General features: G+C 68.7%; 18 protein-coding genes. 3 read left to right on the plus strand and 15 right to left on the minus strand.

The genetic code is table 11. The features are described from left to right. Positions 1–143: 143 nt before the first annotated feature. Positions 144–2,036, plus strand: a complete 1,893-nt coding sequence (locus ACLJPD_RS19535; protein ID WP_410873876.1) for a non-ribosomal peptide synthetase — start codon at positions 144–146, stop codon at positions 2,034–2,036. A gap of 9 nt (positions 2,037–2,045) precedes the next feature. On the opposite strand, the gene eccCa is transcribed toward ACLJPD_RS19535, so the two are convergent. Genes eccCa through eccD form a run of 3 tightly spaced genes read right to left on the minus strand, consistent with a single transcriptional unit; the run spans position 2,046 to position 8,997 of the window. Beyond that, positions 2,046–6,119: a type VII secretion protein EccCa gene (gene eccCa, locus ACLJPD_RS19540; protein ID WP_410873877.1), complete on the minus strand. Its 4,074-nt coding sequence runs from the start codon at positions 6,117–6,119 to the stop codon at positions 2,046–2,048. An 11-nt stretch (positions 6,120–6,130) separates the two neighbouring features. Then, the gene (gene mycP / locus ACLJPD_RS19545; protein ID WP_410873879.1) at positions 6,131–7,540 is read right to left on the minus strand and encodes a type VII secretion-associated serine protease mycosin; all 1,410 of its coding nucleotides are present in this window, start codon (positions 7,538–7,540) and stop codon (positions 6,131–6,133) included. Then, positions 7,537–8,997: a type VII secretion integral membrane protein EccD gene (eccD, locus tag ACLJPD_RS19550; protein WP_410873881.1), complete on the minus strand. Its 1,461-nt coding sequence runs from the start codon at positions 8,995–8,997 to the stop codon at positions 7,537–7,539. Before eccD ends, mycP begins: the two co-directional genes overlap by 4 nt. A gap of 158 nt (positions 8,998–9,155) precedes the next feature. On the opposite strand from eccD, the gene eccA reads away from it, so the two are divergent. After that, entirely contained in the window at positions 9,156–10,997 is a 1,842-nt protein-coding gene (gene eccA, locus ACLJPD_RS19555; RefSeq protein WP_410873883.1) for a type VII secretion AAA-ATPase EccA, read from the plus strand. Positions 10,998–11,008: 11 nt separating this feature from the next. Here eccA and eccB read toward each other — a convergent pair whose 3' ends face one another. Next, positions 11,009–12,517 carry a type VII secretion protein EccB gene (gene eccB, locus ACLJPD_RS19560; protein ID WP_410873885.1) on the minus strand — a complete coding sequence of 503 codons (1,509 nt, stop codon included), beginning with the start codon at positions 12,515–12,517 and terminating at the stop codon, positions 11,009–11,011. Positions 12,518–12,622: 105 nt separating this feature from the next. Between eccB and eccE the strand changes: the two genes are divergently transcribed. Continuing rightward, entirely contained in the window at positions 12,623–14,374 is a 1,752-nt protein-coding gene (gene eccE / locus ACLJPD_RS19565; protein WP_410873887.1) for a type VII secretion protein EccE, read from the plus strand. Between the two features lie 230 nt (positions 14,375–14,604). On the opposite strand, the gene ACLJPD_RS19570 is transcribed toward eccE, so the two are convergent. From ACLJPD_RS19570 to ACLJPD_RS19620, 11 genes are all read right to left on the minus strand, one after another. Further along, on the minus strand, positions 14,605–14,898 hold the full coding sequence (locus tag ACLJPD_RS19570) for a WXG100 family type VII secretion target (RefSeq protein WP_410873889.1): 294 nt from the start codon (positions 14,896–14,898) through the stop codon (positions 14,605–14,607). A gap of 31 nt (positions 14,899–14,929) precedes the next feature. Continuing rightward, positions 14,930–15,256, minus strand: a complete 327-nt coding sequence (locus ACLJPD_RS19575; protein ID WP_410873891.1) for a WXG100 family type VII secretion target — start codon at positions 15,254–15,256, stop codon at positions 14,930–14,932. 43 nt (positions 15,257–15,299) lie between these two features. Then, positions 15,300–16,091, minus strand: coding sequence for an ESX secretion-associated protein EspG (locus ACLJPD_RS19580; protein WP_410873893.1), 792 nt, complete (start codon positions 16,089–16,091; stop codon positions 15,300–15,302). Further along, positions 16,088–17,065: a PPE domain-containing protein gene (locus tag ACLJPD_RS19585; RefSeq protein ID WP_410873895.1), complete on the minus strand. Its 978-nt coding sequence runs from the start codon at positions 17,063–17,065 to the stop codon at positions 16,088–16,090. Before ACLJPD_RS19585 ends, ACLJPD_RS19580 begins: the two co-directional genes overlap by 4 nt. Next, the gene (locus tag ACLJPD_RS19590; protein ID WP_410873897.1) at positions 17,065–17,367 is read right to left on the minus strand and encodes a PE family protein; all 303 of its coding nucleotides are present in this window, start codon (positions 17,365–17,367) and stop codon (positions 17,065–17,067) included. The genes ACLJPD_RS19585 and ACLJPD_RS19590 overlap by 1 nt, the downstream gene beginning before the upstream one ends. Before the next feature lie 27 nt (positions 17,368–17,394). Then, entirely contained in the window at positions 17,395–18,759 is a 1,365-nt protein-coding gene (locus ACLJPD_RS19595) for a hypothetical protein (protein ID WP_410873899.1), read from the minus strand. A 2-nt stretch (positions 18,760–18,761) separates the two neighbouring features. Then, complete coding sequence (locus ACLJPD_RS19600) at positions 18,762–19,073, minus strand: type VII secretion target (RefSeq protein WP_410873901.1); 312 nt, start codon at positions 19,071–19,073, stop codon at positions 18,762–18,764. A 100-nt stretch (positions 19,074–19,173) separates the two neighbouring features. After that, positions 19,174–19,470 carry a YbaB/EbfC family nucleoid-associated protein gene (locus ACLJPD_RS19605; protein WP_410873903.1) on the minus strand — a complete coding sequence of 99 codons (297 nt, stop codon included), beginning with the start codon at positions 19,468–19,470 and terminating at the stop codon, positions 19,174–19,176. Between the two features lie 24 nt (positions 19,471–19,494). Next, complete coding sequence (locus ACLJPD_RS19610; RefSeq protein ID WP_410873905.1) at positions 19,495–19,827, minus strand: hypothetical protein; 333 nt, start codon at positions 19,825–19,827, stop codon at positions 19,495–19,497. Between the two features lie 29 nt (positions 19,828–19,856). After that, positions 19,857–20,639 carry an ESX secretion-associated protein EspG gene (locus ACLJPD_RS19615; protein WP_410873907.1) on the minus strand — a complete coding sequence of 261 codons (783 nt, stop codon included), beginning with the start codon at positions 20,637–20,639 and terminating at the stop codon, positions 19,857–19,859. Next, positions 20,636–22,405: a hypothetical protein gene (locus ACLJPD_RS19620; protein ID WP_410873909.1), complete on the minus strand. Its 1,770-nt coding sequence runs from the start codon at positions 22,403–22,405 to the stop codon at positions 20,636–20,638. Before ACLJPD_RS19620 ends, ACLJPD_RS19615 begins: the two co-directional genes overlap by 4 nt. Positions 22,406–22,499: the final 94 nt, after the last annotated feature.

Consider the following 22,499-nt stretch of genomic DNA (forward strand, 5'->3'; position numbering starts at 1 on the left):
ACCGATACCCCTTGTCGCAGTGTGGAATCGAGCGTCTCCATGCCCGTCGCCGGAAGGCCGGTGGCATCGAATGTCAGCCGCGCGTCATCCCCGATTCACCTTCCCGGTTCCCCTCGGTCGCCCGTTGAGGCGAGCCTGATCCGATGTCCGGCACCCTGGTCGATCTGCTGACCGCGTTGCACGCCAGCGAGCGAACCATCACCTTCGACACCGGGAAGACGCTCGCGCACCGCGACGTGCCCGCCGCGGCAGGTGACATCGCGCTGCGTCTGCGCGAACTCGGTGCGGGCCCCGGCGACGTCGTCGGCCTGCTCATGCCTACCTGCCCGGCCTGGGTCACCGGGTTCTTCGGCGCGATCAGCACGGGCGCGGCGGTGACGGGCCTGCCGCTGCCACCGATCGCTCCCGCGGCCGCTGTCGCACAGTTGGCCACGATCGTGCAGACCGGCGAGGTGCGGTATCTGCTCACCGCGGGAATCGGCACCGAGGTGGGAAAGGCTCTGGCCGAACGGATTCCGACGCTGCGGGTCATCGACCTCGACACCCCCACTTCGCACTCCGGCAGTTGTCCGCCCGCGGTCACTGTCGCGCCGGACGCGCTCGCGGTGGTGCAGTTCAGTTCCGGAAGCACCGCGCGCCCCAAGGGCGTTCGGTTGACCCACGCCCAATTCCTGTACGGGGTGGCGGCACTGGTGGACCACGCCGAGGTCACCACCGATGACGTTCTCGTGCAGTGGGTTCCGCTGTTCCACGATATGGGTCTGGTCTCTCTGATGACCTCCCTGCTCGTCCCCTACGACGCGCACCTGTTCAGCGCCAAGACCTTCATCACCGACACCGCCGACCTGCTCCGCTACATCGCACAGGTAGGCGGCTCGATAGTCTGCGGGCCGAACTTCTCCTTCGACCGATTCCTCGGCGCGGCCGCCGAAGCTTTCGGCGCCGACACCACCGACGCGCCCCTGGCTCGCTGGCGGCTGGCCATCAACGGGGCCGAGCAGGTTCGTCCGCACACCGTTCGCGAATTCGCCCGTGTCTTCGGGCCACTCGGCGTGCCGGTCTCGACGATGTCTCCCTGCTACGGCATGGCCGAAGCGACGCTGGCCGTCACCATCCCCCGTCCGGGCTGCGTGCCCCGGGTGCTGACCGTCGACCGGAACGCGCTGGTGCCGGGACAGCCGTATCGGGTCGTGGCCGCCGATGCGCCGAACGCTCGGGAGATCGTCGGCGTCGGTGTGCCTGTCCCCGGTATCTCGCTACGGATCGCCGATATCGACGGCACGGTGCTGCCCGACGGCTGTGTGGGTGAGATCCACATCCACGGCCCCGCGGTGACCTCGGGGTACCTCGGCGCGGACGGGTCGCAGATCGTCGACGGCTGGCTGCGCACCGGCGATCTCGGGCTGATCGAGTCCGGCGAACTCGTGATCGTCGGCCGGGTCAAGGAGATGATCATCGTCGCCGGCCGGAATTTCTTTCCCGACGATGTCGAGGAGGCGGCCCGCACGACTGCCGGGGTCTACAAGGGGCACTGCGTCGCGGTCGCGGACAGTGCCGCCGAACGCATGATCGTCGTCGCGGAGTCCGAGGCCAGGCCCGGCTCCGCGGCGGCCGACGCGGTGATCACGCAGATCCGGCGCGCGGTGTCGGGCACGTTGGCCCTGTCCGCGGTGACGGTGCTGCTCGTCGCGCCGAAGTCGTTGCCGCGCACCACCAGTGGGAAATGGCAGCGCGCGCTGATCGCCGAGCACGTCCGTCGCGAGCTGGCCGACCGCAGGCCCGCCGAGATCACCCGGGTGCTGCGCGCGGAACTGGCGCGCCGGTTCGCCTGCCGGGTCGACGACATCGATCTCGCCGCGCCGATCACCGAACTACCCGGTGCGGACTCGGTGCTCGTGCTCGAGACGCTGGTGGCCTGCGAACGACGCTGGCGGGTCCGGCTCGATGAGGACGCGCTCGCCCACGTCCACACCGGCGCCGACCTGCGCGACCTGTTCCTCCACGCGCTCGGCTCCAGCGCGGTGGCGCCGGGCTGAGCCGGCCTGTCAGATCGGGGGGAGATCGGCGATCTGCACCAACTCGACACCTCGACTGCGGGAGACGAGAGTGCCGCGCCCGGGCGGCATCTTGCTCGGCCGCACGTCACCGATGATCTTGCCTTCGTCGCGGGCACCGCTCATCACCAGCGTCTGCACCGACAGATTCTTCATCGCACCGAGGATCGGATCGTAGAGCGCGCGCGAGACGCCGCCGATGCGCCGGGTGACGACCAGGTGCATGCCGATATCGCGGGCCTGCGGCAGGAATTCGATCAGCGGTGCGAACGGATTGCTCGAACCGGTGGCGACCATGTCGTAGTCGTCGACGATGATGTAGATCTCGGGGCCGGTCCACCAGCTCCGTTCACGCAGTTCCTGCGGGGTGATGTCGGCGCCGGGGATGCGCTTGGCCAGATAGGTCGCGACCTCCTGGATCATCTTCGCGCAGGTCTGCGAGGAGGTCGAGTAGCCGGCCAGTTGGTCGCCCTCGATCGCGCCGAGCATGGTCCGGCGGTAGTCGATCATGATCATCCTGGCTTCGGTCACTGTGGAGCTCTCGGCGATCCCGGCGACAATATTGCGCAGCAGTGTCGTCTTTCCGCATTCCACGTCGGCGAAGGCCATGAAGTGCGGTTCGGCGGCGAAATCCAGGACCAGCGGCTGCAGTTCGGATTCTCCGAGTCCGACCGCGATCTTGGTGGCGCCGAGTTCCAGCCCGGCCTCGCGCGCGGCGGCGAGCAACTGTTCGCGGGGGAACCGCAAGGGCAGCATGCGCACCTCGGGGGCCCGCCTGCGATTGCTGTGGAGTTCGGCCAGACCTTCCTTGGCGCTGGCGACGCCCTCGGCCAGGTTCGACGGATCGGAGTCGGAATTCAGGGTGGGCAACGCGATCAGCATGTGCAGCTGCTGCGGGGTCATGCCGCGGCCAGGTCGGCCGACCGGCACCTGGTGCGCGGTGCGCCTGCCCATCTCCGAGTCGCCGGGGTCACCGAGGCGCAACTCGAGCCTGGTACCGATCTGGTCCTTGACCACCGGCCGGATCTCGGCCCAGCGGGAAGCGCCGATGATCACATGGACGCCGTACGAGAGTCCTTGCGCAGCAATGGCATTGATCTGCGGTTCCAGCACGTCGAACTCTTCGCGCACCGCGGCCCAGCCGTCAACCACCAGGAACACGTCGCCGAAGTGATCGGCGGCCAGCGGGTCGTCGTCGGGTGCGGTGGAGCCGTTGATGCGGCGCGCTTCCTGGGTGGCGAACTTGCGGCGGCGGAACTCGACCATGGACTCGATACCGAGTGCGGCGAAGCGCTCCTCGCGCTGACGCATCAGGCTGGTCAGTTCGGCGACGGTGCGGCGCACCCGGTCACTGTCGAGCCGCCCGGCCACCGAGCCGACATGCGGGACGCCGACCAGACCGGTCATCGACCCACCGCCGAAGTCCAGGCAGTAGAACTGCACCTGTTCGGGAGTGTGGGTCGCGGCGGCGGCGATGATGATGGTGCGCAGCGTGGTCGATTTGCCCGACTGCGGACCGCCGACAACCGCGACATTGCCCTGCGCGCCCGCGAGATTGATGGTCAGCACATCGCGGCGCTGCTCGTAGGGCTTGTCGATGACACCGATCGGCATCCACAGCTGACCGTGCCGGTTGACCGGCGAGCGCCAGTCCGGGTCGGGCAGCAGCATGTCGGTGGTGGGCGACTCCTCCAGCGGCGGCAACCACACCTCGTGCGCGGGTCTGCCGTGCCCGGTCAGTCGGTGGACCACCACGTCGAGAAGGCTGTCCGGCACGCCTTCCTCCACGGGCGCGCCGGCCGGGGGCGGCGGCGGTGGCAGCTCCGGCAGACCGGGTAGCGCGGACTCGGTCCGCGCCTCGAGGTCGGGCTCGACGTGCGCGGCCTCGACCGGCGCTGCGGTGAAGACCGTCATCCGCTGACCACGCACCGGTGTTCCGTCGTCACCGGTCAGCGTGCCCGCGGGCGCCACATACGGTCCGGAGACGTAGCTGGCGTTGAACCGGAGTGGTTCGGAGGCATCACTTTTCAGGTAGCCCGCGCCGGGCACGCTGGGCAGGTGATAGGCGTCGGTGATACCGAGCACCGCGCGCGATTCGTTGGCCGAGAAGGTGCGCAGACCGATCCGGTAGGACAGGTGCGACTCCAGACCGCGCAGCTTGTTCTCCTCGAGGCGCTGCGAGGCCAGCAGCAGGTGCACGTGCAGCGAACGGCCGAGGCGGCCGATCATCACGAACAGTTCGGCGAAATCGGGTTTCTGCGAGAGCAATTCGGAGAACTCGTCGACCACCACGAACAGCGCGGGTAGCGGATCGAGCGGAACGCCCGCGGCTCTGGCCTTCTCGTAGTCGGTGACGTTGGCGTAGTTGCCCGAGGAGCGCAGCAGCTCCTGGCGGCGGTTCATCTCACCGGCCAGCGCGTCCTTCATGCGGTCGACCAGCGAGAGCTCGTCCTCGAGGTTGGTGATCACGGCCGCGACGTGCGGCAGCGAGTCGAGACCGAGGAAGGTCGCACCACCCTTGAAGTCGACGAGCACCAGGTTGAGCGCGTCCGGCGAATGCGTGGTGACCAGCGAAAGCACCAGTGTGCGAAGGAATTCCGACTTGCCGGAACCGGTGGCGCCGATGCACAGGCCGTGCGGACCCATGCCGTTCTCGGCCGATTCCTTGATGTCGATCTCGACCGGCGTGCCGTCCGGGGTGATACCGATCGGCACCCGCAGTCGCTCACGCGCGGTGCGCGGACGCCAGACCCTCGCCGGGTCGATCTGGGCGGCGTCGGGAATGCGCAACAGTGCCATCAGGCCGGGGTCGCTGGTGGTGCCCTCCCCCAGGCTGACGATCTGCGCGGCGGTGGCGAGCCGGTAGCGGGCGAGCGAGCGGGCGAACGCCGCCGCCTCGGCCGGGCTGACCTCGTCGGCCGTGGCGAACCGTTCCACCCCGGCGGCACTGCGCGCCGACACCGCACCGTCGGCGACGACCAGTTGCAGGCCGCGGCGCGCCGCGAGTCCGTTCTCGGGCGCGGTCAGATCGAGGACGGTCACCGAGTCGAGGCCGGACTCGCTGATGGTGCGTTCGTTGCCGCTGATGTAGCCGTCATCGATCACCACCACCAGGTGCAGCCTGCCCTGGGTCGGCTGCGGATTGCGCATGAACCGGCCGCGTTCCATCAGCTCGGTCTGCAGCGCCGACTCGAGCTCACCGAGCGAGGTGTAGATCATCCGCGCCGAGCCGAGTCCGTCGCGCGCCGACGGATGCTGCACGTGCGGAAGCCATTTCGCCCAGGCCCAGTGGGTGTCGGGGTCGGCGCAGACGATGGCGACGACGAGATTGTCCGGTCCGTGGAACGTGGTCAGCTCCATCAGCATGGCCCGTACCAGTTCACGGCCCTCGTCGAGGTCACCGCCGATATTGATGGCGGGGAACGCGCGCAGCGAGACCGCGGTCGGTAGTTCGTGCACCACCGAATGCGTGCGAACGAAACGACGCAGCGCCACCGTCGACACCGGCTCCAGATCTTCGAGCGGACCGGTCTCGGGCCTGGCCAGCTTGGTGGCGAGGCGGTGGCTGCCGACCCCGACCCGCACATGCCCGAAGTCGGGGTCGTTGGGGCGGCGCTCCCACATCCGCCTGCTGCCGATCAGCGAGGGCAGATCGGCCGGTTCGGGATGACTCCAGCCGAGGGTCTCGAGCTGTTTGGTGCCGGTGGTGCGCACATCCTTGCGCACCTGGTCGAGATACCGGAAGTAGTCCTTGCGTTCCTCGTTGAGCTCGACGGCGCGCTTGGGGCCGCCGCCGCGCATGCCCGCCATCATGCCGACCATCGACATGAGCATCATCATCGGGAACATCATCATCATCGGATTGGCCAGCAGATTGCGGCCCATCGTGACCATCATCGCGATCATGCCGACCACCGCGACCACCATGATGACGGGCATCAGCTTCATCATCAGCGGCGACGGGATGGCGCGCTGGATCTCGGGCGGCGGGGTGAGCGAGACTTCACCGCCCGGTGCGCGCGGCGGCGCGATCCGGGGGCGACGGACGAAACCTTCGGTTGCCATCGATCCCTCTACTACTCGAATTCCTGGTTCAGGTCGGCACTGCGTCGGCGGAACGGAAAGCCGAACGCGGCGCCGATTCCCAAGGTGGTCAACAAGATCAGCGAACCGGCGATCGCGACCTGCCGCGGTCGTGCGTCGGGTTCGGGCGCCGCGTACGGTTCGGCGATCGGGTGGCCGACGTCGGCGCCCTCGCTCGGCGGCTCAGCGGACAGTGGCGCGGTGAGCGCCGCGGGCGGGTCGATCAGACCCGCGCCGATGGCGTCGTCGCGGCCGCGACCCGGGGCGTGCGCGGTGCGGGTGATCCGATCCATCACCTGCTGCGCGGACAGTTCCGGATAGCGAGACCGGATCAGCGCGGCCAACCCCGCGACATACGGTGCGGCAAAACTGGTTCCGTCGATCGGCTGCACGCCCTCCATCGTCTGCACGCCGTCGACGAGCCCGGTGCCGCCGGGCTTGCTGTCCAGCGACACGATATTGCGGCCGATGGCGGCGGCCCCGACCCACGGCCCACGCAGCGACAGCGCCGAGGGTTGGCCGTTGACGTCGACCGAGGCGACCGACAGAACATACGGAGCGAACCAGGCCGGCGACGGGACCGTGGTCACCGAACCCCAGCCGGTGCCCTCGTTCTGGTTCTCACACGGCCCGCCCTGCTCCACATTGCCCGCCGCCGCCACGACCACCACATCGCGGTCGTAGGCGTACTTCACCGCGGCGCCGAGCGCAGCGTCCGCGGTATTGGAACCGGCCGCGGTGCACGCCACTTCGGAGATGTTGATCACGGTGGCGCCCATGTCCACCGCGCGGACGACCGCGCCGGCGAGGGTGAGCACACTGCCGTAGCCGTCGCTGCGCAGCGCACCGTCCTCCTTGACCGCGCCCTGCCGGTCCTTGCGATCGTAGGCGAGGCTGAGCTGGCGGATGGCCAGGATCTCCGCGTCCGGGGCGACGCCGACGAACGCGTCGTCGGGCGACGGCCGGGCGGCGATGATGCCCGCCACCAAGGTGCCGTGGCCGTCGCAGTCGACGGTGCCGTCGGAATCGCTCACGTAGTCACCGCCTGCCTGCAGTGCGGGCAGCCGTGGATGCCGGTTGACACCGGTATCGATCACGGCCACCTTCTGCCCGGCCCCCCGGCTGAACTGCCACGCCGAGGGCAGATCCAGGACCTGCTGCGACATCGGCGGTTCGACCGGCGCGCTACCGCGCAGCACCGGTTCGGCACACAGTTCACGCTGTTCGGTCGGTTCGAGCGGAGCCGGTCTACCGCTCAGCGCCACCGCGGCGTCGAGCGCACCGGGATCGATCCGTGGCGGGGCGACCGCGCTCGCGGGCATCGGGAAACCGGCGACCGCGCCGAGCACGGTCGCCGCACAGGTGAGCCGCAGCAGCGCGCGCCGCATGGCTGCGCCGGTCATATGTTGCGAGCGGTCGAGTACACATCCATCACCCACAGTGCGAGCGGGATCATCGTGATGATCAACAGGTACTCGAAGATCTCGATCATCCGCCTCGTCACCGGGGTCACTTCGACATGAGGTCCGATGACGCCGAACCCGGCGACACCACCCGCGGTCGCCAACAACAGTGCTATCGCGAGGAATTCGAGCGAATCATGTCCGAGGCCGAGCCCGGTCAGCAGCGCGAGCAGGGTGAGCGCGCCCGCGGTGATCAACGTGGCCGCCTGCACCAGATCGGCGTAGGAGCGCCCCCGCAGACACAGCACGATCCCCGCGACCGTCGCGAGGGCGACACCGCCGGAATGGAACGAGCCGAACGGGTCGGCCGCGCCGACGGCGCCGATCAGCGCGGCCAGCGCGCAGGCCACGACCAGACCGGTCTGGATCTGATTCGCAACCCGAGCGCGTTCGCCGAGCCCGGCCGCCGAAGGCAGCGCGATCGCACCGACCGCGCCGATACCCTCGATGGTCGGGCGCTGTTCGTGATCGGCGGGGTCGATCGCCCCGCCCGCGGTGGGCACCGGCGGAATCGGCAGCCTGGCCGTCACCGCGGCCAGGCGTGGCACCGACGACAGCAGGATGACGGCCGCGACGAGTACGCCGGCGAACAGCTTGGCCAGCCCCGGATGCCAGATCAGGTAGATCGCACCGGTCACCGCGCCGAACACGCTGACCGTGATCGCGGCAGCGAACAATCCCGCCCCGATTCCGGTTACCCGATACCCGACCACCGCGGCGACCAGCAGCACCACGCTGCCGAGCAACAGACTGCCCGCACCCAGCTGTCCTGGCACCACCAGTGCGCCACCGCCGGCCAACAGCAGCAGCGCGTCCAGCGAAAGCCAGTGCGCAGTAATCGAATCCGCGAACTTTCGCGCGGCGATCCCGGCCGCGGCCGACGTGACGACGCCGGTGCCGAGCAGCGCGAACGCGGGGGCGAGCGGATCGGTGTCGATGCGCGAGACGACCAGCAGCGCGAGCGCCGCGATGATCGAGACGGTCGCCAGCACCAGCCCGGTCCAGCGGGCCGCGGATCCGGACCAACCACGGAACTCGCCTGCGGTGAGCCGGGATACGGCGTCGATGACGTCGTCGAACAGCGCGGGCGACTCTTTGCGGGTCACCGGGCTCAGTACCAGCAGCTCACCGTCGTAGACCTCGGCCTCGGTGAGCGTGCGACTCGGCGCGAGGGGGTCCTGGCCGAGTCGCGCCAGCGTCCAGTGCTGGGCGCGGACCGGGGCGGAGTCCTCGTCGCCCTCCGGCAGGCGTGGATTCCGCGAGCGGATCAGCGCCACCAGGTCGCCGATGAATCCGGCGATCGGAACCGTTGCGGGCAAACCGATGTCGAGCTGCGTATCACCCCCGATCACTGAAACTCGGCATAGTTCCGGCTCATTGCCTAACAACGTCGACACCAGTGATGAACTCTCAGTCGTAGCTGACTACTTCCGTTGCGACCACACGGCAGCGTTACCTAATCTAACGGACATGGCAAACCGGCGCGATCGAAGTCGTCGCCGCCGGATTGAACACCAGCTGTCCATCAGAGGAAGATTTCGGGGTCCGACACCATATGCCAGACATTCGCCAGGCTCAGCGCGCCTTCGACGCGGGAGTCCTCTCGCTCGGTCTGTCCATCGACGGTCAGGAGTCCGCGCGTGACCAGGAGTACGCGAAGCTGGCCTTCCAGCGCGCGACGGAATGGGATTCGTCGATGTGTGACGCGTGGCTCGGCCGCGCCGCCGCCGGCGAGGTGACCAAGGAGGTGCTGTTCAATCTGCATCGCACCAGCCTTGATTCGCTCGGCCGCGAGCAGCGCCGGATCGGCCTCGCGCCGCGGGCCATGGCCGGACGCTTCCTGCCCGGCCTCTACATCGACTACCCGTTGTCCGGGCTCACCGAGATCTGGCTGGCCTGGGCATCGCAGCTGATCGCCGATACCGACTACGACCAGGCCGAGCAGGTGCTCGACGAGCTGGCGAAGCTGCGCGCGGGCCGCCCCGACGACCCCGACAAGCAGATCGACGATCGGATCAGCTCCTACATCCGCGGCATCCTGCACTACAACACCCAGCGTTGGCCGGAGGTGATGACCGTGCTGGCCGGTTCGGAGAGCTGGAAGGACCCGTACCTGGCCACCGGCGCGAACGTGATGGTCGGCACCGCGTGCGCGCAGCTGGGGTTGTTCGGGGAGGCGATCCGGCGGATGGAACAGGCTGAGGCGGGCCCGATTCCGTCGGCGAAGTTCACCGCCATGTACAACCGTGGCCTGTGCCTGCGGGAATCGGGCAACGAGGCCGAGGCCCAGAAGCTGTTCGAGCAGGTCTACTCGCAGCTGCCCGACTTCACCGCCAATACGACGGCGATGCGCGACCGCACCTTCCGGATCGTGGTCACCAGCCGCGAGGTGATCGACGCGCGCACCGACAAGTGGGACCCCGACTCGGCGCCGACGTTGGCCTCGATGAACGAGGCCGCCGCCGAGGACCGCGCCAAAACCGTACTCGCAGAAGCACGCGCGCAACTCGACAAGCAGGTCGGTCTCGCCTCGGTGAAGAACCAGGTGGCCAAGTTGCAGTCCTCGGCGCAGCTGGCCAAGATCCGGGCGGGTAAGGGCCTGTCGAGTCAGTCCCGTGGCCAGCACCTGGCTTTCACCGGTCCGCCCGGTACCGGCAAGACGACCATCGCACGGGTGGTCGCCAAGATCTATTGCGGTGTCGGATTGTTGAAGACGGACAAGGTGGTCGAGGCCAAGCGGGTCGACTTCGTGAGCCAGAACCTCGGCGGCACGGCGATCAAGTCCGAGAAGCTGATCGACAGCGCGATGGACGGCGTGCTGTTCATCGATGAGGCCTACACCCTGATCCAGACCGGACTCTCGGGTGGTGACGCGTTCGGCCGCGAGGCGGTGGACACGTTGCTGGCGCGGATGGAGAACGACCGCGATCGGCTGGTGGTGATCATCGCCGGGTACGACGGCGAGATCGACCGGCTGCTCGCCGCCAACGACGGCTTGGCCTCCCGCTTCGCCAAGCGTCTGCAGTTCCCGTCCTACACGGCCGTCGAGCTCGGGCAGATCGGCGAAATCGTGGCGAACAGCCGGGATTCGCAACTGTCCCCGGAGTCGCTGGCCACGCTGATCGAGACCTGCGAGTACCTCTACAACCTGGAGAGCACCGATCAGAGCGGGCAGCCGCGTCGCGGTGTCGACCTGGCCGGTAACGGCCGCTTCATCCGCAATGTGATCGAGTCGGCGGAGGAGGAACGCGAGTTCCGGCTCGCCAATACCGACGGGCTCGATCTGACCGAGGTCGACGACGACGTGCTGATGCGCATCGAGGAATCGGACATGCGGACCGCGCTCGCCGGGATCGTGGCCACCCTCAATATCGGACAGATCCCGAACCTGAGCTGAGCCCGCTTCGGCTATTTGCTCGCCGTCGGCAGTGAATCGTAGCTGGTCAGTGCATCTTTCGCGGACAGCGTCGGGCCGGGCACGAGTTTACCGATGATCGACCACGGTGCGAGCCTCGGCTTGTCACCGAGGCCGAGCACCGCGGCGGTCGCGGTGTCGGGGATGCCGTAGCGAATTCCGTTGTCGGCCACATAGAACAGCGATTCGCGCCGCAAGCTGCCGGGCTCGACCCCGGTGACCTGGACGTATTCGCCGGTGCTCGGCGCCAGGTACACCGCGTCCATCCGGTCACCCGAACCGTCGGCGGTCGAGAGTTTCACCGGCTTGGCCGAACCGGCCAGCGGCAGTTTCGTTCCGGCGAGCAACGTCACGGTGGCGCGTTCGGCGGGCCCGTCCACCGACTCCCCCTGCACGGTGGCCTCGCCGGGATCCTTGGCCCAGTTCACGCAGGCCACGGGGGCGTCCTCGGCGGACAGCAGGCGCGGCTTGTGCTCGGGGAAACCATCGATCGGCAGGGTGTGCAGGATCGGCATCCGGTCGAGCACATCCGGTGCCAGCTCGGCGATCTCGCGCATGCCACGCGAATCGGCGTTGCGCAACAGATCGGCGGTGAACTCCGAGACGCGCTGCACGCCGTCGGCCAACACCACGTACATCGTCTCCTGGCCCGCTGCCTCGACGCCGGTCACCGCGATGATGCCGCCGATCGGCACGTTCGACAGCTTGCCCGGCCCCGGTTCGCCCGCGCGCTCGATGGTCGGCACGGTCAGCGACGGGGCCTGGGTGGTCGCGCCGAGCACCGCGCTGCCGATCGGGCGGACCCGCTGACCGGTCAGGCCGAGGGTGCGGGCGAGCACCGAGTTGTTCGGGTCGACCTCGGCCCTGGTCCCGCGGTACACGAGGAAGGTCTTGTCGCCGTGGCGCATCAACATGGCGTCGTCCGCGCCGATGGCACCGATCCGGTCACCGGTCTCGGGCTTGCCGATGATGGTGGTGGTCAGGCCCCCGCTTGCCCCGGACGCGCTGCCGACGGCCGAGAGCTGGGTGGTCTCGCACAATGTCCAGTTCGAGCTCGACCCCTGCTTGGAACCGGGCATCGCCGCCGGGGCGCCGGGAATGCCGAGCAGCGGCCCGCGCGGCAGCGACCCGAGCTTGTCGTCCTTCACCGATTTCGGCGCCTGCGCGTCGCCGGCGATGAGCCGGGCCGAAGCCAGATTGAGGACCGGGTGGAGGGTCTTCTCGCCCTCCTTGGCCTCGACGACCACGTACATGGCGCCGCTCTGCTTCCCGGTGACGATCAGTGCGTCACCGATCGCGCCCTGTGGTCTGAGAAAGCCGAGGATCGCCGCGCCCGCCACGACGATCAGTCCGAGCACCGCGCCGACCATCATCGACCGGCTCTGCGACTTCATCGGGTCGTGCAACATGCGCACATCACGGCGGACCAGTGCGTGATCGAGCCTGCGTAGCAGAAAGCGATAACCATTGACCTGGGCTTTGGTTGTCAGCTGTGCCGGCACAGGTACTCCATTGCTGAGTTGATCACCGTCTCGTCGGACACGGTACCGTAAATCCGAACTTGTCCTTCACCACGATTCGACGTATGCCAAGCAGGGACAACGATTTTGAACAACGATGTGAACGCCGGGGAAACCGGCAGCGCACAGATCTACGACACCTTGCGTGATCCGGAATTCTGGTTGTTCCGGATGTATCCGCTGCGTGCGTGTGTGCCCACCGCGGTACTCGCGGCGACCGTGGCCTGGATCGTGCTGGCGACGACCGATTCGGTCTACGGCGCGATCGGCGGCGCCGCGGCGGTGCTCGTGATCGGACTCGTGCCGATCCGGCGCAGGCCGCCTGCGGTGCGGATCGGGGACTGGTCGGCCCGCCGCCTGCGCGGCCGCGCCGACACCCTCGATCGGGCACCCGCGTTCGACGTGCCGCTGCCCGAGGGCGGCGCCTGCGGGGTGCGCTGGGACGGTGATCTGCTGCTCACCATGCTGCGGATCGATCCGCCGCCGGACACCCTCACCCTGCTGCGCCGCGGCTCGCTGAGTGCCGACCAGTTGTTGCCGCTCACCGAAGTGGCGCGCTGCCTCGAGCAGTTCGATGTGGGGTTGGTGAGCATCGATGTGATCTCCACCGGAGCGCGCACCGCGGGCACCGGCGCGGCCGCGTACCTCTACAACCGGATTCTCGGCCCGCTGCCCGCCATCGCGCACCGCACCTGCTGGCTCGTACTGCGCCTTGACCCCGTGGCCAACGCGACAGCGGTGGACAAGCGCGGCGGTGGTGCCACCGGTGCGCTGCGCACGATGATCATCGCCACCCGCCGGGTCGCGAACAGGTTGGCTACCCATGACATAGACGCCGCGGTACTCACCGCGACCGAGATGAACAGCGCGCTGCGCGAACTGTCCTACGGCTTCGACCCGCTGCGGCTGACCGAGTCGGCACACGGCCTCGAGTCGGAGTTCGGTAGGCACCTGACCCACTACCAGCTCACCGCTCCGATGATCGGCACCAACGGGCTGGCCGAGATCTGGTCGCTGCCGACGCTGTCGACCACCGTCACGCTGCGCCTGCATCCCGGTGCGGGCCGGATCGGCCGCGCGGACGACAAGGCGGGGACCGTCGTGCTCAACGCGGTCGTGCGCTTCGACTCGGCGCAGCCCTACGAGAAGGCCCCGATCGCCGGTCTGCGCGAGCTCCCCGGCAGCCAGCGCCGAATCCTGCTCGACACCTTGCCCATCGGTGCCGCCGATGCGCTCGGTGGCCGCGACGGCTACCGCGGCACCCTCACCGCGCTCACCGACATCGCCGTGCCGACGACCGGCTGCGGCCAGCTGATCGGCGCCGACGAACGCGGCCAGGGCATCGCGGTCCCGCTGATCGGCGCGGGCACGCGCCATGTGGATGTGATCGGCAACCTCGACCTCGCCCAGCAGGTGATCCTGCGGGCCACCGCACTCGGCGCCCATGCCGTCGTCCACACCTCGCGCCCGCAGGCGTGGCAGTCGATGGTCGCCAACTTGGCTACCCCCCAACTACTTTCGATCGCGCCACGCGCCGCGGGCGCGACCCCGTCGGCACCGCTCGGACCGCCCCCCGTACCCGCGGCTCCGTACCCGACCACGACCGTCCTGGTATTCGACGGCATCGCCCCCACGACCCACCTCGGCGGCGCGACCTTCATCGAAATCCGTACCACCGAACGTGATCCGGACGCCCTGCAACCCGACGTCACCCTCATCCAGGACCCCTACGCCCCGAACCGGATCACGGTCCGAACCAGTGCGGGCAGCGCCACGGTGTCGATGGTGACTACCCCGGACGAAATGCACTACATCGGCGAATCACTAGCCGCACGCTGAATTCCGAAGCATCACACCGACTTCGGGCACCCCCCGAACCCACGCCCCCCACAACCCGGCCCCGCACGGGCCGACCTCGAGGAGGCCTACGCCCGCGCAGCGGGCGTAGCGGCCCGGCCGCCCGAAAAACGGGGCGGGACAAAGTGCCGAAGGCACGAGTCCCGCCCCGTTTTTCGGGCGGCCCCACAGGGGCCGCGCTCGAGCGCGCCAGCGCTCCAATAACTCAGCTCCTAGAAATCAGCGAAGCCGTCGCCGACCTTGCCGTCGGCATCGAGTGCGCGGTTGAGCGCGGCCTCGACCTGAGCGGCCAGCCTGTCGAGCTTGTCGAGGGTGTCGGTCAGCTCGGTGGTGACGTTCTTGTGCGCGGTGTCGAAGTTGCTGATCGCATTGTCACCCTGCAGGTTGTTCCGGAAATCCGAAGCAGCGCCCTCGAGTTCGTCGATCTCGCCCTTCATCTTCCCGCCGTAGGTCTGCAGGTCGCTGTACAGCTCGTTCATCGCCGCGGGATCGTAAAGAATGGTCATGAGCTCAATTCCTGTTCGTTCTGATTCGCGGTCAGAGAGTGGTGAGGTTGCCGCCGCCGCCGGCGCCGCCGCCGGACAGGCCGCCGCCGTCCATGTTGACGAGGGTGGACTTACCGGAGTTGACCGCGTCGGTCAGCCGGTCGAACTTCTTGTTCAGTGCGTCGGCCTCTTCGTGCCAGGCCTGGGCGACCTTCACGAATTCGTTGGAAGCGTCACCCTTCCAGCCGCGGAGCACGGCCTGGGCCGCGTCGTCGATCTGGCCGACCGATGTGCGGAGGTTGTTGATGGTGCCTTCGAGCTTGGAGACGACGCCGTCTACGCCGCCGGCTTCTACACCTACTGGTCCCTGAGGGGGCATGTGCCGAACCTTTCCTACTTGATGGTTGAAAACGAGAGATGGCTCAATCTGGTCGCCACCCCCCACCGGGAAGCCCCTCGAGGAGCGCACCGACCGCCTGGGTGAGGCGGTGATCGGTGCCCGGCGTGATGGTGGACCACACCTGCCCGTCGGGCGCCGTCATCGGCGCTACGACGATCCGGCCGCGCGCGGTGTCGTACACCGCGACCGCGCCAGGGGCTCGGGTGGTCAGCCCGTCGTGGTGGACTACGGCGACGATCTCGATGTAGCCATGGCAGGTGCCGAAGGCCGCGCCGAGGACGGTCGCCTGGTGCGCGTCGATACCGAGCGCATACATCGCGTCCACGTACTGAGAAGTTGTTTCGGCGGCGTCGAGGCGCGCGGCGAGCTCGTCGGCCGCGACGCTGACCGCGGCTACCTCGGCGGGCGCGCAGGTCGGCAGCGCGGCGAGCAGCAGGCGGGCGAGTTCACGGGCCGATCCGTCGATGGGGTCGGTGGCGATCTCGAAGGTCTCGCCGGTGCGCACCGCGCTGGCGTGGCCGGAACCGCGGCGGGCCAGACAGATTCGTCGTCGGCCGTCGTCGCCGTAGCCGCGGGCGACGAGTTCGGCGTCGGGTTGGGCCAGGGTGTGCAGCGCGCCTGCCAGGTCGGGTTCGACATCGCCGTAGGTGTCGAAGATGCCGGTGGCGGTGAGTTCGGCGACCGCGGCGTCGCGGGCCGCGCGCCAGGCGTCGAAGGTGTCCTGTTGCGGGCCGACGGCGAGCACCAGTGGCAGGGTCTGCACACCGAGCCGGTCGGCGACCGCGAGCAGCGCGTCGTTGGTGAGCGTGGTCACGGCCGTCCCTCCGCGGTGGCGGTGCCGCTGGTCTGCGCGGCGGCGCGTTCGGCCACCCCGAGCACCGCGGGCGCGGCCTGGATCTCGCCTTCGGCGACCAGCTGGTCGGACTCCTCGTAGGCGATGCCGGCGCGCGGGAAGCGGGCGGAGTCCTGGCCCCCGCCCTGCGCCATCGCGCCGGGGACAAGCGGCGCGGACTGACCGGCGGGGGTGGTGGTGACCGGCGCCGACTGCGTCGTGGCACCCACCGCGGCGGTGGACTGCACGAAAGTGGGTGCACGGTAGGCGGTTTGGACGGGCGCCGGCATAGACGGCAACATGCCGAACCCGATCGCGCCGATCCCCGGCATCGCCCCGGCACTCGGTGTCGGTGACGCGCTCTGGCCCGACTTCTCGCCGGTCAGCGCGGCTTCCGGGGCGATCGACGGTGGCGGCGCGTGCAACCACGGCGTCGCCAGCGGTTCGGTGGCCGCCTCGTAGCTGCGCATCACCCGGGAGGCAACGGCTTTGGCCACGTCGGCATCGGCGTCGGTTTGCGCCGCGATCGCCTTGATCGGCGCGCCGAGCACGGCACCGACCTGTTCCAGCGCCTGCTGCATCGCCGTGATGGCGGCGATATCGGCCGTATCGGGCATGGCGATGGCCGCCACCTCGTAGGCGAGGACCTGAGCCTGCATCCTGGCCGCGTTGGCGGTCGCGGCCGCCGCGGTCTCGAGCAACCACTCGCGCAGCGTCGAGATCCGTTCCCACACAAGCTCGCTGCTCCCGGACTTCCAGGATCCGCGCAAGCTCTGCAGCACCTGCTCGTAGTCGAGCACGGCCGCGCCGAAGGCCGCCGCGAGCCGCGTCCAGGCGGCGGCCGCGTCGGCCATCGGCATCGGTCCGGCACCGGTGGTGAGGTCGGTGGCGAGCTTGTCCGGCTCGCGCGCCTCCCACACCACTCCGGTGAAGCCGGGCTGCGGTGGTTCGATCATTATCCGTTGAAACCGGTGGTGTTGTCGGTTTCCATCTGGTCGAACTCGTTGACCTGCGCGCGCAGCGTGGCGGCCAACTTGTTCATTTCGTGCGCACCCGCCTCGGCGCCGGTCAGGTAGTCGTCGGCGACGCCGTTGGCCGTGTTCGCGGCGCGCACCGATACCTCCTCGGTGCCGGCCGGAGCGACGTGCAGCGCCGGAGCGACCGCCGTCAGCTCGGTGGTGAGCCGGTCGGCGATGCCGTCCAGCGCTGCCGCGGCTTTGCTCGCCGCGGCCGAATCGAATTCGAAGGTGTTACTCATTGCTGCCCCTGTCGTGGTCGTACCGCGTCACAGTGAGAGTTCTTTGTCCGGTGGTGCATCGGGGATCACCTGTTCGGTGGCACCGACGACCGGGGTCACCACCCCAGCGATCGCGCCGACGACTTCGTCGCCGTGGTTTCCGGTGACCAGTTGCGAGTGCACCTCCTCGTTGCCGCCGCCCTCCGCCGCGCGCGCCATCGGCATGCCCGCACCGGCGCCACCCATCGGCATCATTCCCGGCGACGAACCGCCCGCCGATGCCGTGGTCGTGTTCGCGCCGCCGGAGGTGGTGCCGCCCGCGCTGCCTGCCGCGCCGGTGGCACCGACCGTGGAGAGGCCGCTGCTGCGGCCACCCTGCCACGGACTCAGCGGCGATGATGCCGCGGCAGCGCCGCCGATCGCGCCGACCCCACCGATCGCGCCACCGCCACCGCCGCCACCTGCGGCAGCCAACTCCTCGGCGGATTCCGCACCCGTCGCGGAGATCTCGGTTCCGGCTGTCGTCGAGTCACCGGTCGTGCTCGTCGACAGCGAACTCACTTGTCCGGCAAGCGAACCGAGCGAGGAGACCGCAGTGCTCGCGGTACTGATCAACGGCGTGATCAGGCTCATCAGCTGGCTCAGCGACTCACTGCTCGCGTCGACGCCGGACGGCGCGTTGGTCACCGGGACCTTCTCCCCCGCCTGCGCCATCTCGCCGCTGCGGGCCACCATCTCGGCCTTGGTCTCGGCCGTGATCGCCAAGCCCTCGGCCATCGCCTCCATGGTCGCCGCGATCAGCACCGCCTGACCACCTGGCGTCACCGCGTAGAGCGGAGCGAGCGCCAGCGTGGCCGAGTAGCGGGCGATCACCGCGGACAGTTTGGCGCCACCGACCGCGACGTTGCCCGCCGCGTGCGCGAGCACGCCCTTCTCCTGGGTGCTCTGTGTGGCGAGCTTGGCGCCGTCGGCCTGCGCCGCGGTCGCCTTGGTCGTCGCCTCCGCCGCGGCGGCGCTCTGCCACAGCTGCATCACCGTCTGCAGCGCGGTCGAGCCGAGCGACATCACCGTTTCCAGTACCGAGGTGATATTCGTCAGCGCCTCAGCGGGATTGGTCGAAGTGCCGGTGCCCGAGGTCGTGCTGGTGCCACCGAGCGCACCGGTACCGAACGCGGAGGCCAGTTCGGTGAGTGGCTGCATCAGCGCCGTCAGGTCGATCGTCGGCAGCGCGGGCATCTCCGGCAGCTGGATGAACTCCGGCAGCTGCGGCAGCTGGGGCAACCCCATCGAGCTGAGCACCTGACTCACCGGCTGGTCGAGCATCGGCGCCAGCGAACTGCCACGCAGCAGCTCGAGCACAGTCGGATCGACCGACGTTGCCGCACCGGCCGAATCTCCCCCTGGATACGTCATCGCTACTGATCGACCGCCGAGAGGCCCAGCGTGGACGCCCCGTCGGCACCCTCATAGGTAGCGGCCGCCTGGGTAGCGGTCAACGCGGTGCCCGCGTGCACCGCGGCCAGCTCGGCCATCGAGGTGAGGTGGTTGGCCTGCGCGTAGGCGAACGACATCAGGAACTCCTGACCGATCAGGCCGAACACGGGCACCGCGACGGCCATCGTGGCAGCCTGGTCGACCGCGCCCGCCTGGGCGACCCCCGCCGCCATCGTGGCCGAGGCACCCGCGTACGCACGCACTGCATCCGGAACTACCGCAACGTGATTCATCGCTATCGTCCAATCTCGAAACAGTTCATGGTGTTTCGCTATTTTATCTACCCGTCGAAAACCGGCGCCACACTTATCGGCGGTGAAGATCAGTCGGGTCTCACATTCCGGTTCGGTTGTAGGCCGTCACCAGCTCGGCTCGTTCGCCGAACGCACGGTGCGCGGCAGTCTGTGCGGTCTGGGTCAGCACCCGCTCGAAATCCTCCGGTGACAGCTTCGCGATCGCCCTCGTGAACGCCAAGCCGACCAGGGCGCCCGCGCCGTCGACGGTCGCCGTCACCGCGCCGTCGGGCGAAGTCTCCTGCGCCCGAATGCTGTTGGTGGCGTCGGTCAGGTCCTGCAGCCGATAGAGCTGGCCCTGCACCTTCGCGATCAGCTCGTCCATGGTCTCGACCATCGCCTTGCCCTCCCTGTCCGCTCACTAGACCGACCGCAACCAGCTGTCCGGTTCGGTGTCGTATTCCTGCTCCTCGACGATCTCCGCCGCCGCGACCTCGGCCTCGGTCGGCAGTCCCGTCGCGGCCAGCAGCGCCGGGTCGAACCCCGCCTCCGCCAACTGGTTACGCCGCGCCAGACCCGCTCGCTTGGCCGACTTCTGGCACAACCGCAGGATCTCGGCGGCCAGCTCGTCCGGGTCGCGGCGCACCTGCTCGCGATCCACCGTGATCCCCACCGGCAGTCCCTGTTCGGTGGTACGCACCACGATCGCCCCGGTCACCGACGCCGCACTGAACTCAGTCGGAAACTCGTCCACGACTCCCCTCCCGTCAGGTGAGAACATCACTACGCCCGATCATCTCTGATGGCTCTGACAACTTCCGCGATCTGGGTGTTGATCAGCGAAACCACCCGCTTGCGATCGGCGCCGACGGCCACCGGCGGCGTGCCGGGCACCAGCACATAGCGACCGTCGTCGGTCAGGTCGCGCCAGCCGAGTCGCAAGCGCACGACGCCGCGCGGTCCGAATCGCGACCAGCCCTGCTCGATGTCGATGAAGCCGTCGCGGTCGAGCGGCGCCTGCTGGAAAGTCAACGTTCGCACCGCGGCGTCGTCGTCGTAGTGCTGAACCAACGAGCGGCCGTAGGAGTGATCGAGCTGGTCGGCGGCCGGTTCGTCGAGACGGATCTCCTGGCCGCGCCCTGCCTCGGCCTGCGGCAGCTGGTCGGCGACGACGTCACCGAGGGTCAGCGCACCGTGCCGGGTGATCACGAATCCGTCCGCGTGGTACAGAGTTCGACCGGGACGCTGGCGCACGAGATAGCCCACTTCGCCTTTGCGGACAGCGAGCATGCGCACCGAGAACGCGGGATCGGTGAGTCGCTCGCCGCCGCCGTACCCGCGCACGATCACTCGGATATCGGGCTGGGTGAGCACGTCGATGATCTCGTCGAGCTCGTGCCCCCAGCGCTGCTTGATCGTCAACCAGTCCTGCTTCAGCGCGAACTCCGCCTCGTCGGCGGAGCGCGGCTCGCTGGTGTGCACGAACGGCTCCGGCATGTACTCGGCTTCGACACCGGACCACAGCGCATCGAACTCGTCGCCGGTGAATTCCCAGGTGGGCGTCACTGTTCCACCACCGGTCGCGCGACGATCGGCGCGTCACCGAGCGCCTCGTCCAGGTGGGTGGTCGAGTCGAGGTAGTCGGCCCGCTTGTGTTCCTTCTCCTGGCCCTGACCACCGGCGCCCGCGCCACCCATCGGCATACCACCCATCGGCATACCGCCCATCGGTGAACCGGCCGCCGACGCCGCGACGCCCGCGCGGAACCCCTCGACACCCGTGGGGACCGAAGCTCGGGGGAACAGCTTGGATGCGCTGTCCAGACTCGGCGAGAGCGGGCCGCGGCCCCCACCGGCGCCACCGCCACCCGCGCCCGAGCCACCGCCGCCACCGCCCTTGCCTGCCGCGCTGAGTGCCTTCTTGGCCTGGTCCTGGAGCGAACCGAGCGCGCTGGAGGTCGGAATACCCGCCAGGGAGCTCAGTTCCGAGGCGGAGGGCACCTGCCCCAAGGCCGACTGCGCGGCGGAACTCGCCTGCTCGAGCCCCGACTGCAAGGCCGAAGTCAGCTGTTCCGTCCCCGACTGCAAGTCCGACGGCACCAGATTCTCTCCCGGCGATCCGGTGTCGGTCTCGCCTGCGCCGGTCTGGTCCGTGCCGGTCTGGCCTGGACCGGTCTTCCCTGGACCGGTCTCGCCTGGCTTCTGGTCCTCCAGCCCGCCTATCGCGCGCAGGAATTCTCCGGAGGGCTTGCCGGTCCCAGTCCCAGTCCCAGTCCCCGTGCCCGTCCCGGTCCCCGTGCCGGTGCCGGTCCCAGTGCCGGTCCCGGGTCCGGTGCCAGATGTCGGCGAGGTCGGCTCGGGCAGCGTGGCGATATGGCTTGTGGTGCTGTTGACTCCGGGAACATAGAAGTTCCACATGACCTGGCGCCCATTCTTGGCGCAGGCCTCCTTGTCCGCCTGCGCCTGCGTGCCGTTGGGATCGGAGTAGCAGCGAGGCAACATGAGTGCCGTCGCGAGTTTCGTCTTGGTGGAATAGAGCCAGGAAACGGAATACTCCAGGCCGGACTTCACCTGGTTCACCTGATCGACCAGCACACCGTTGGCCTCGTGGTAGGCCGACATCGCCGACATGGCCTTCGTCGCGCCGCCCGGGCTGGTCCAGCTCTTCTTGCTGGCTTGCACCTGGGTGTTCAGCTCGTCGAAGCCCGATTTCAGCGATGACCCGAGCGTGCCCCAGAAGACCGCGTTGTGCGCCAGATTGCCGGGCGCGCTCTCGATGGACGCCCGGATCGTCTGCAACTCGTTATAGGTGTACCCGTTCGGACTCTCGGCCTTCATCCCCGCGGGATCGAACATGCCACCGTCGGCCAGGATCTTCGGGAGATTGACCGCGCCCGCCTGGTCCGGCAGGAGCCCGGTGGTCGGCGGCGGTGGCGGCAGCTTCATCCCGCCGGACTTGCTCTGCTCGATCTCGGTCCGCAGTGCGTCCAGGTCCACCTTGCTGTCGGACTCGGCGCCCTTGTAGTGCCTTGCCGCGTCCAGAAAAGTGTTGCCGACGTCGTCGAGCACCGTTTCGTGCTTGCCGAGCACCTTTTTCAGCTCTGCGGCCTTGGCTTCGAATTGCCGTGAGAGCTGCTTACCCGACTCGAGCGAGGAGAAGTCGACCAGGTTGGCGACGACGTCGACCGACTGCCTGACCGTGTTGACCCAGTATCGAGCGTTGGTCACCGCCTCGACCAGTTTGGGCAGCGCCGAAGGTTCGAGCATCAAGGTGCCGCCGCCGGCCGCCGAACGTAGACCTGACCACTGCTGTTCCGCGGATGGTCCCGCCATGAAGTCGACCCTCCCTGTCCGTACCGGTATCGCCTCGCGCCCCGCCCGGCACCGCTACCACGACCCCGCCGATTCACACGGCTTGCTAACGATT

Source organism: Nocardia sp. A7 (genome assembly GCF_046549215.1).
Classification (GTDB): Bacteria; Actinomycetota; Actinomycetes; order Mycobacteriales; family Mycobacteriaceae; genus Nocardia.

Coding starts and splice junctions, on each gene's coding strand:
- ACLJPD_RS19595 (WP_410873899.1), bottom strand. CDS start 18,759: ATGACGTATCCAGGGGGAGATTCGGCCGGTGCGGCAACGTCGGTCGAT.
- ACLJPD_RS19570 (WP_410873889.1), bottom strand. CDS start 14,898: ATGACCATTCTTTACGATCCCGCGGCGATGAACGAGCTGTACAGCGAC.
- ACLJPD_RS19535 (WP_410873876.1), top strand. CDS start 144: ATGTCCGGCACCCTGGTCGATCTGCTGACCGCGTTGCACGCCAGCGAG.
- mycP (WP_410873879.1), bottom strand. CDS start 7,540: ATGACCGGCGCAGCCATGCGGCGCGCGCTGCTGCGGCTCACCTGTGCG.
- ACLJPD_RS19590 (WP_410873897.1), bottom strand. CDS start 17,367: ATGAGTAACACCTTCGAATTCGATTCGGCCGCGGCGAGCAAAGCCGCG.
- eccA (WP_410873883.1), top strand. CDS start 9,156: ATGCCAGACATTCGCCAGGCTCAGCGCGCCTTCGACGCGGGAGTCCTC.
- ACLJPD_RS19600 (WP_410873901.1), bottom strand. CDS start 19,073: ATGAATCACGTTGCGGTAGTTCCGGATGCAGTGCGTGCGTACGCGGGT.
- eccCa (WP_410873877.1), bottom strand. CDS start 6,119: ATGGCAACCGAAGGTTTCGTCCGTCGCCCCCGGATCGCGCCGCCGCGC.
- ACLJPD_RS19605 (WP_410873903.1), bottom strand. CDS start 19,470: ATGGTCGAGACCATGGACGAGCTGATCGCGAAGGTGCAGGGCCAGCTC.
- ACLJPD_RS19585 (WP_410873895.1), bottom strand. CDS start 17,065: ATGATCGAACCACCGCAGCCCGGCTTCACCGGAGTGGTGTGGGAGGCG.
- ACLJPD_RS19575 (WP_410873891.1), bottom strand. CDS start 15,256: ATGCCCCCTCAGGGACCAGTAGGTGTAGAAGCCGGCGGCGTAGACGGC.
- ACLJPD_RS19620 (WP_410873909.1), bottom strand. CDS start 22,405: ATGGCGGGACCATCCGCGGAACAGCAGTGGTCAGGTCTACGTTCGGCG.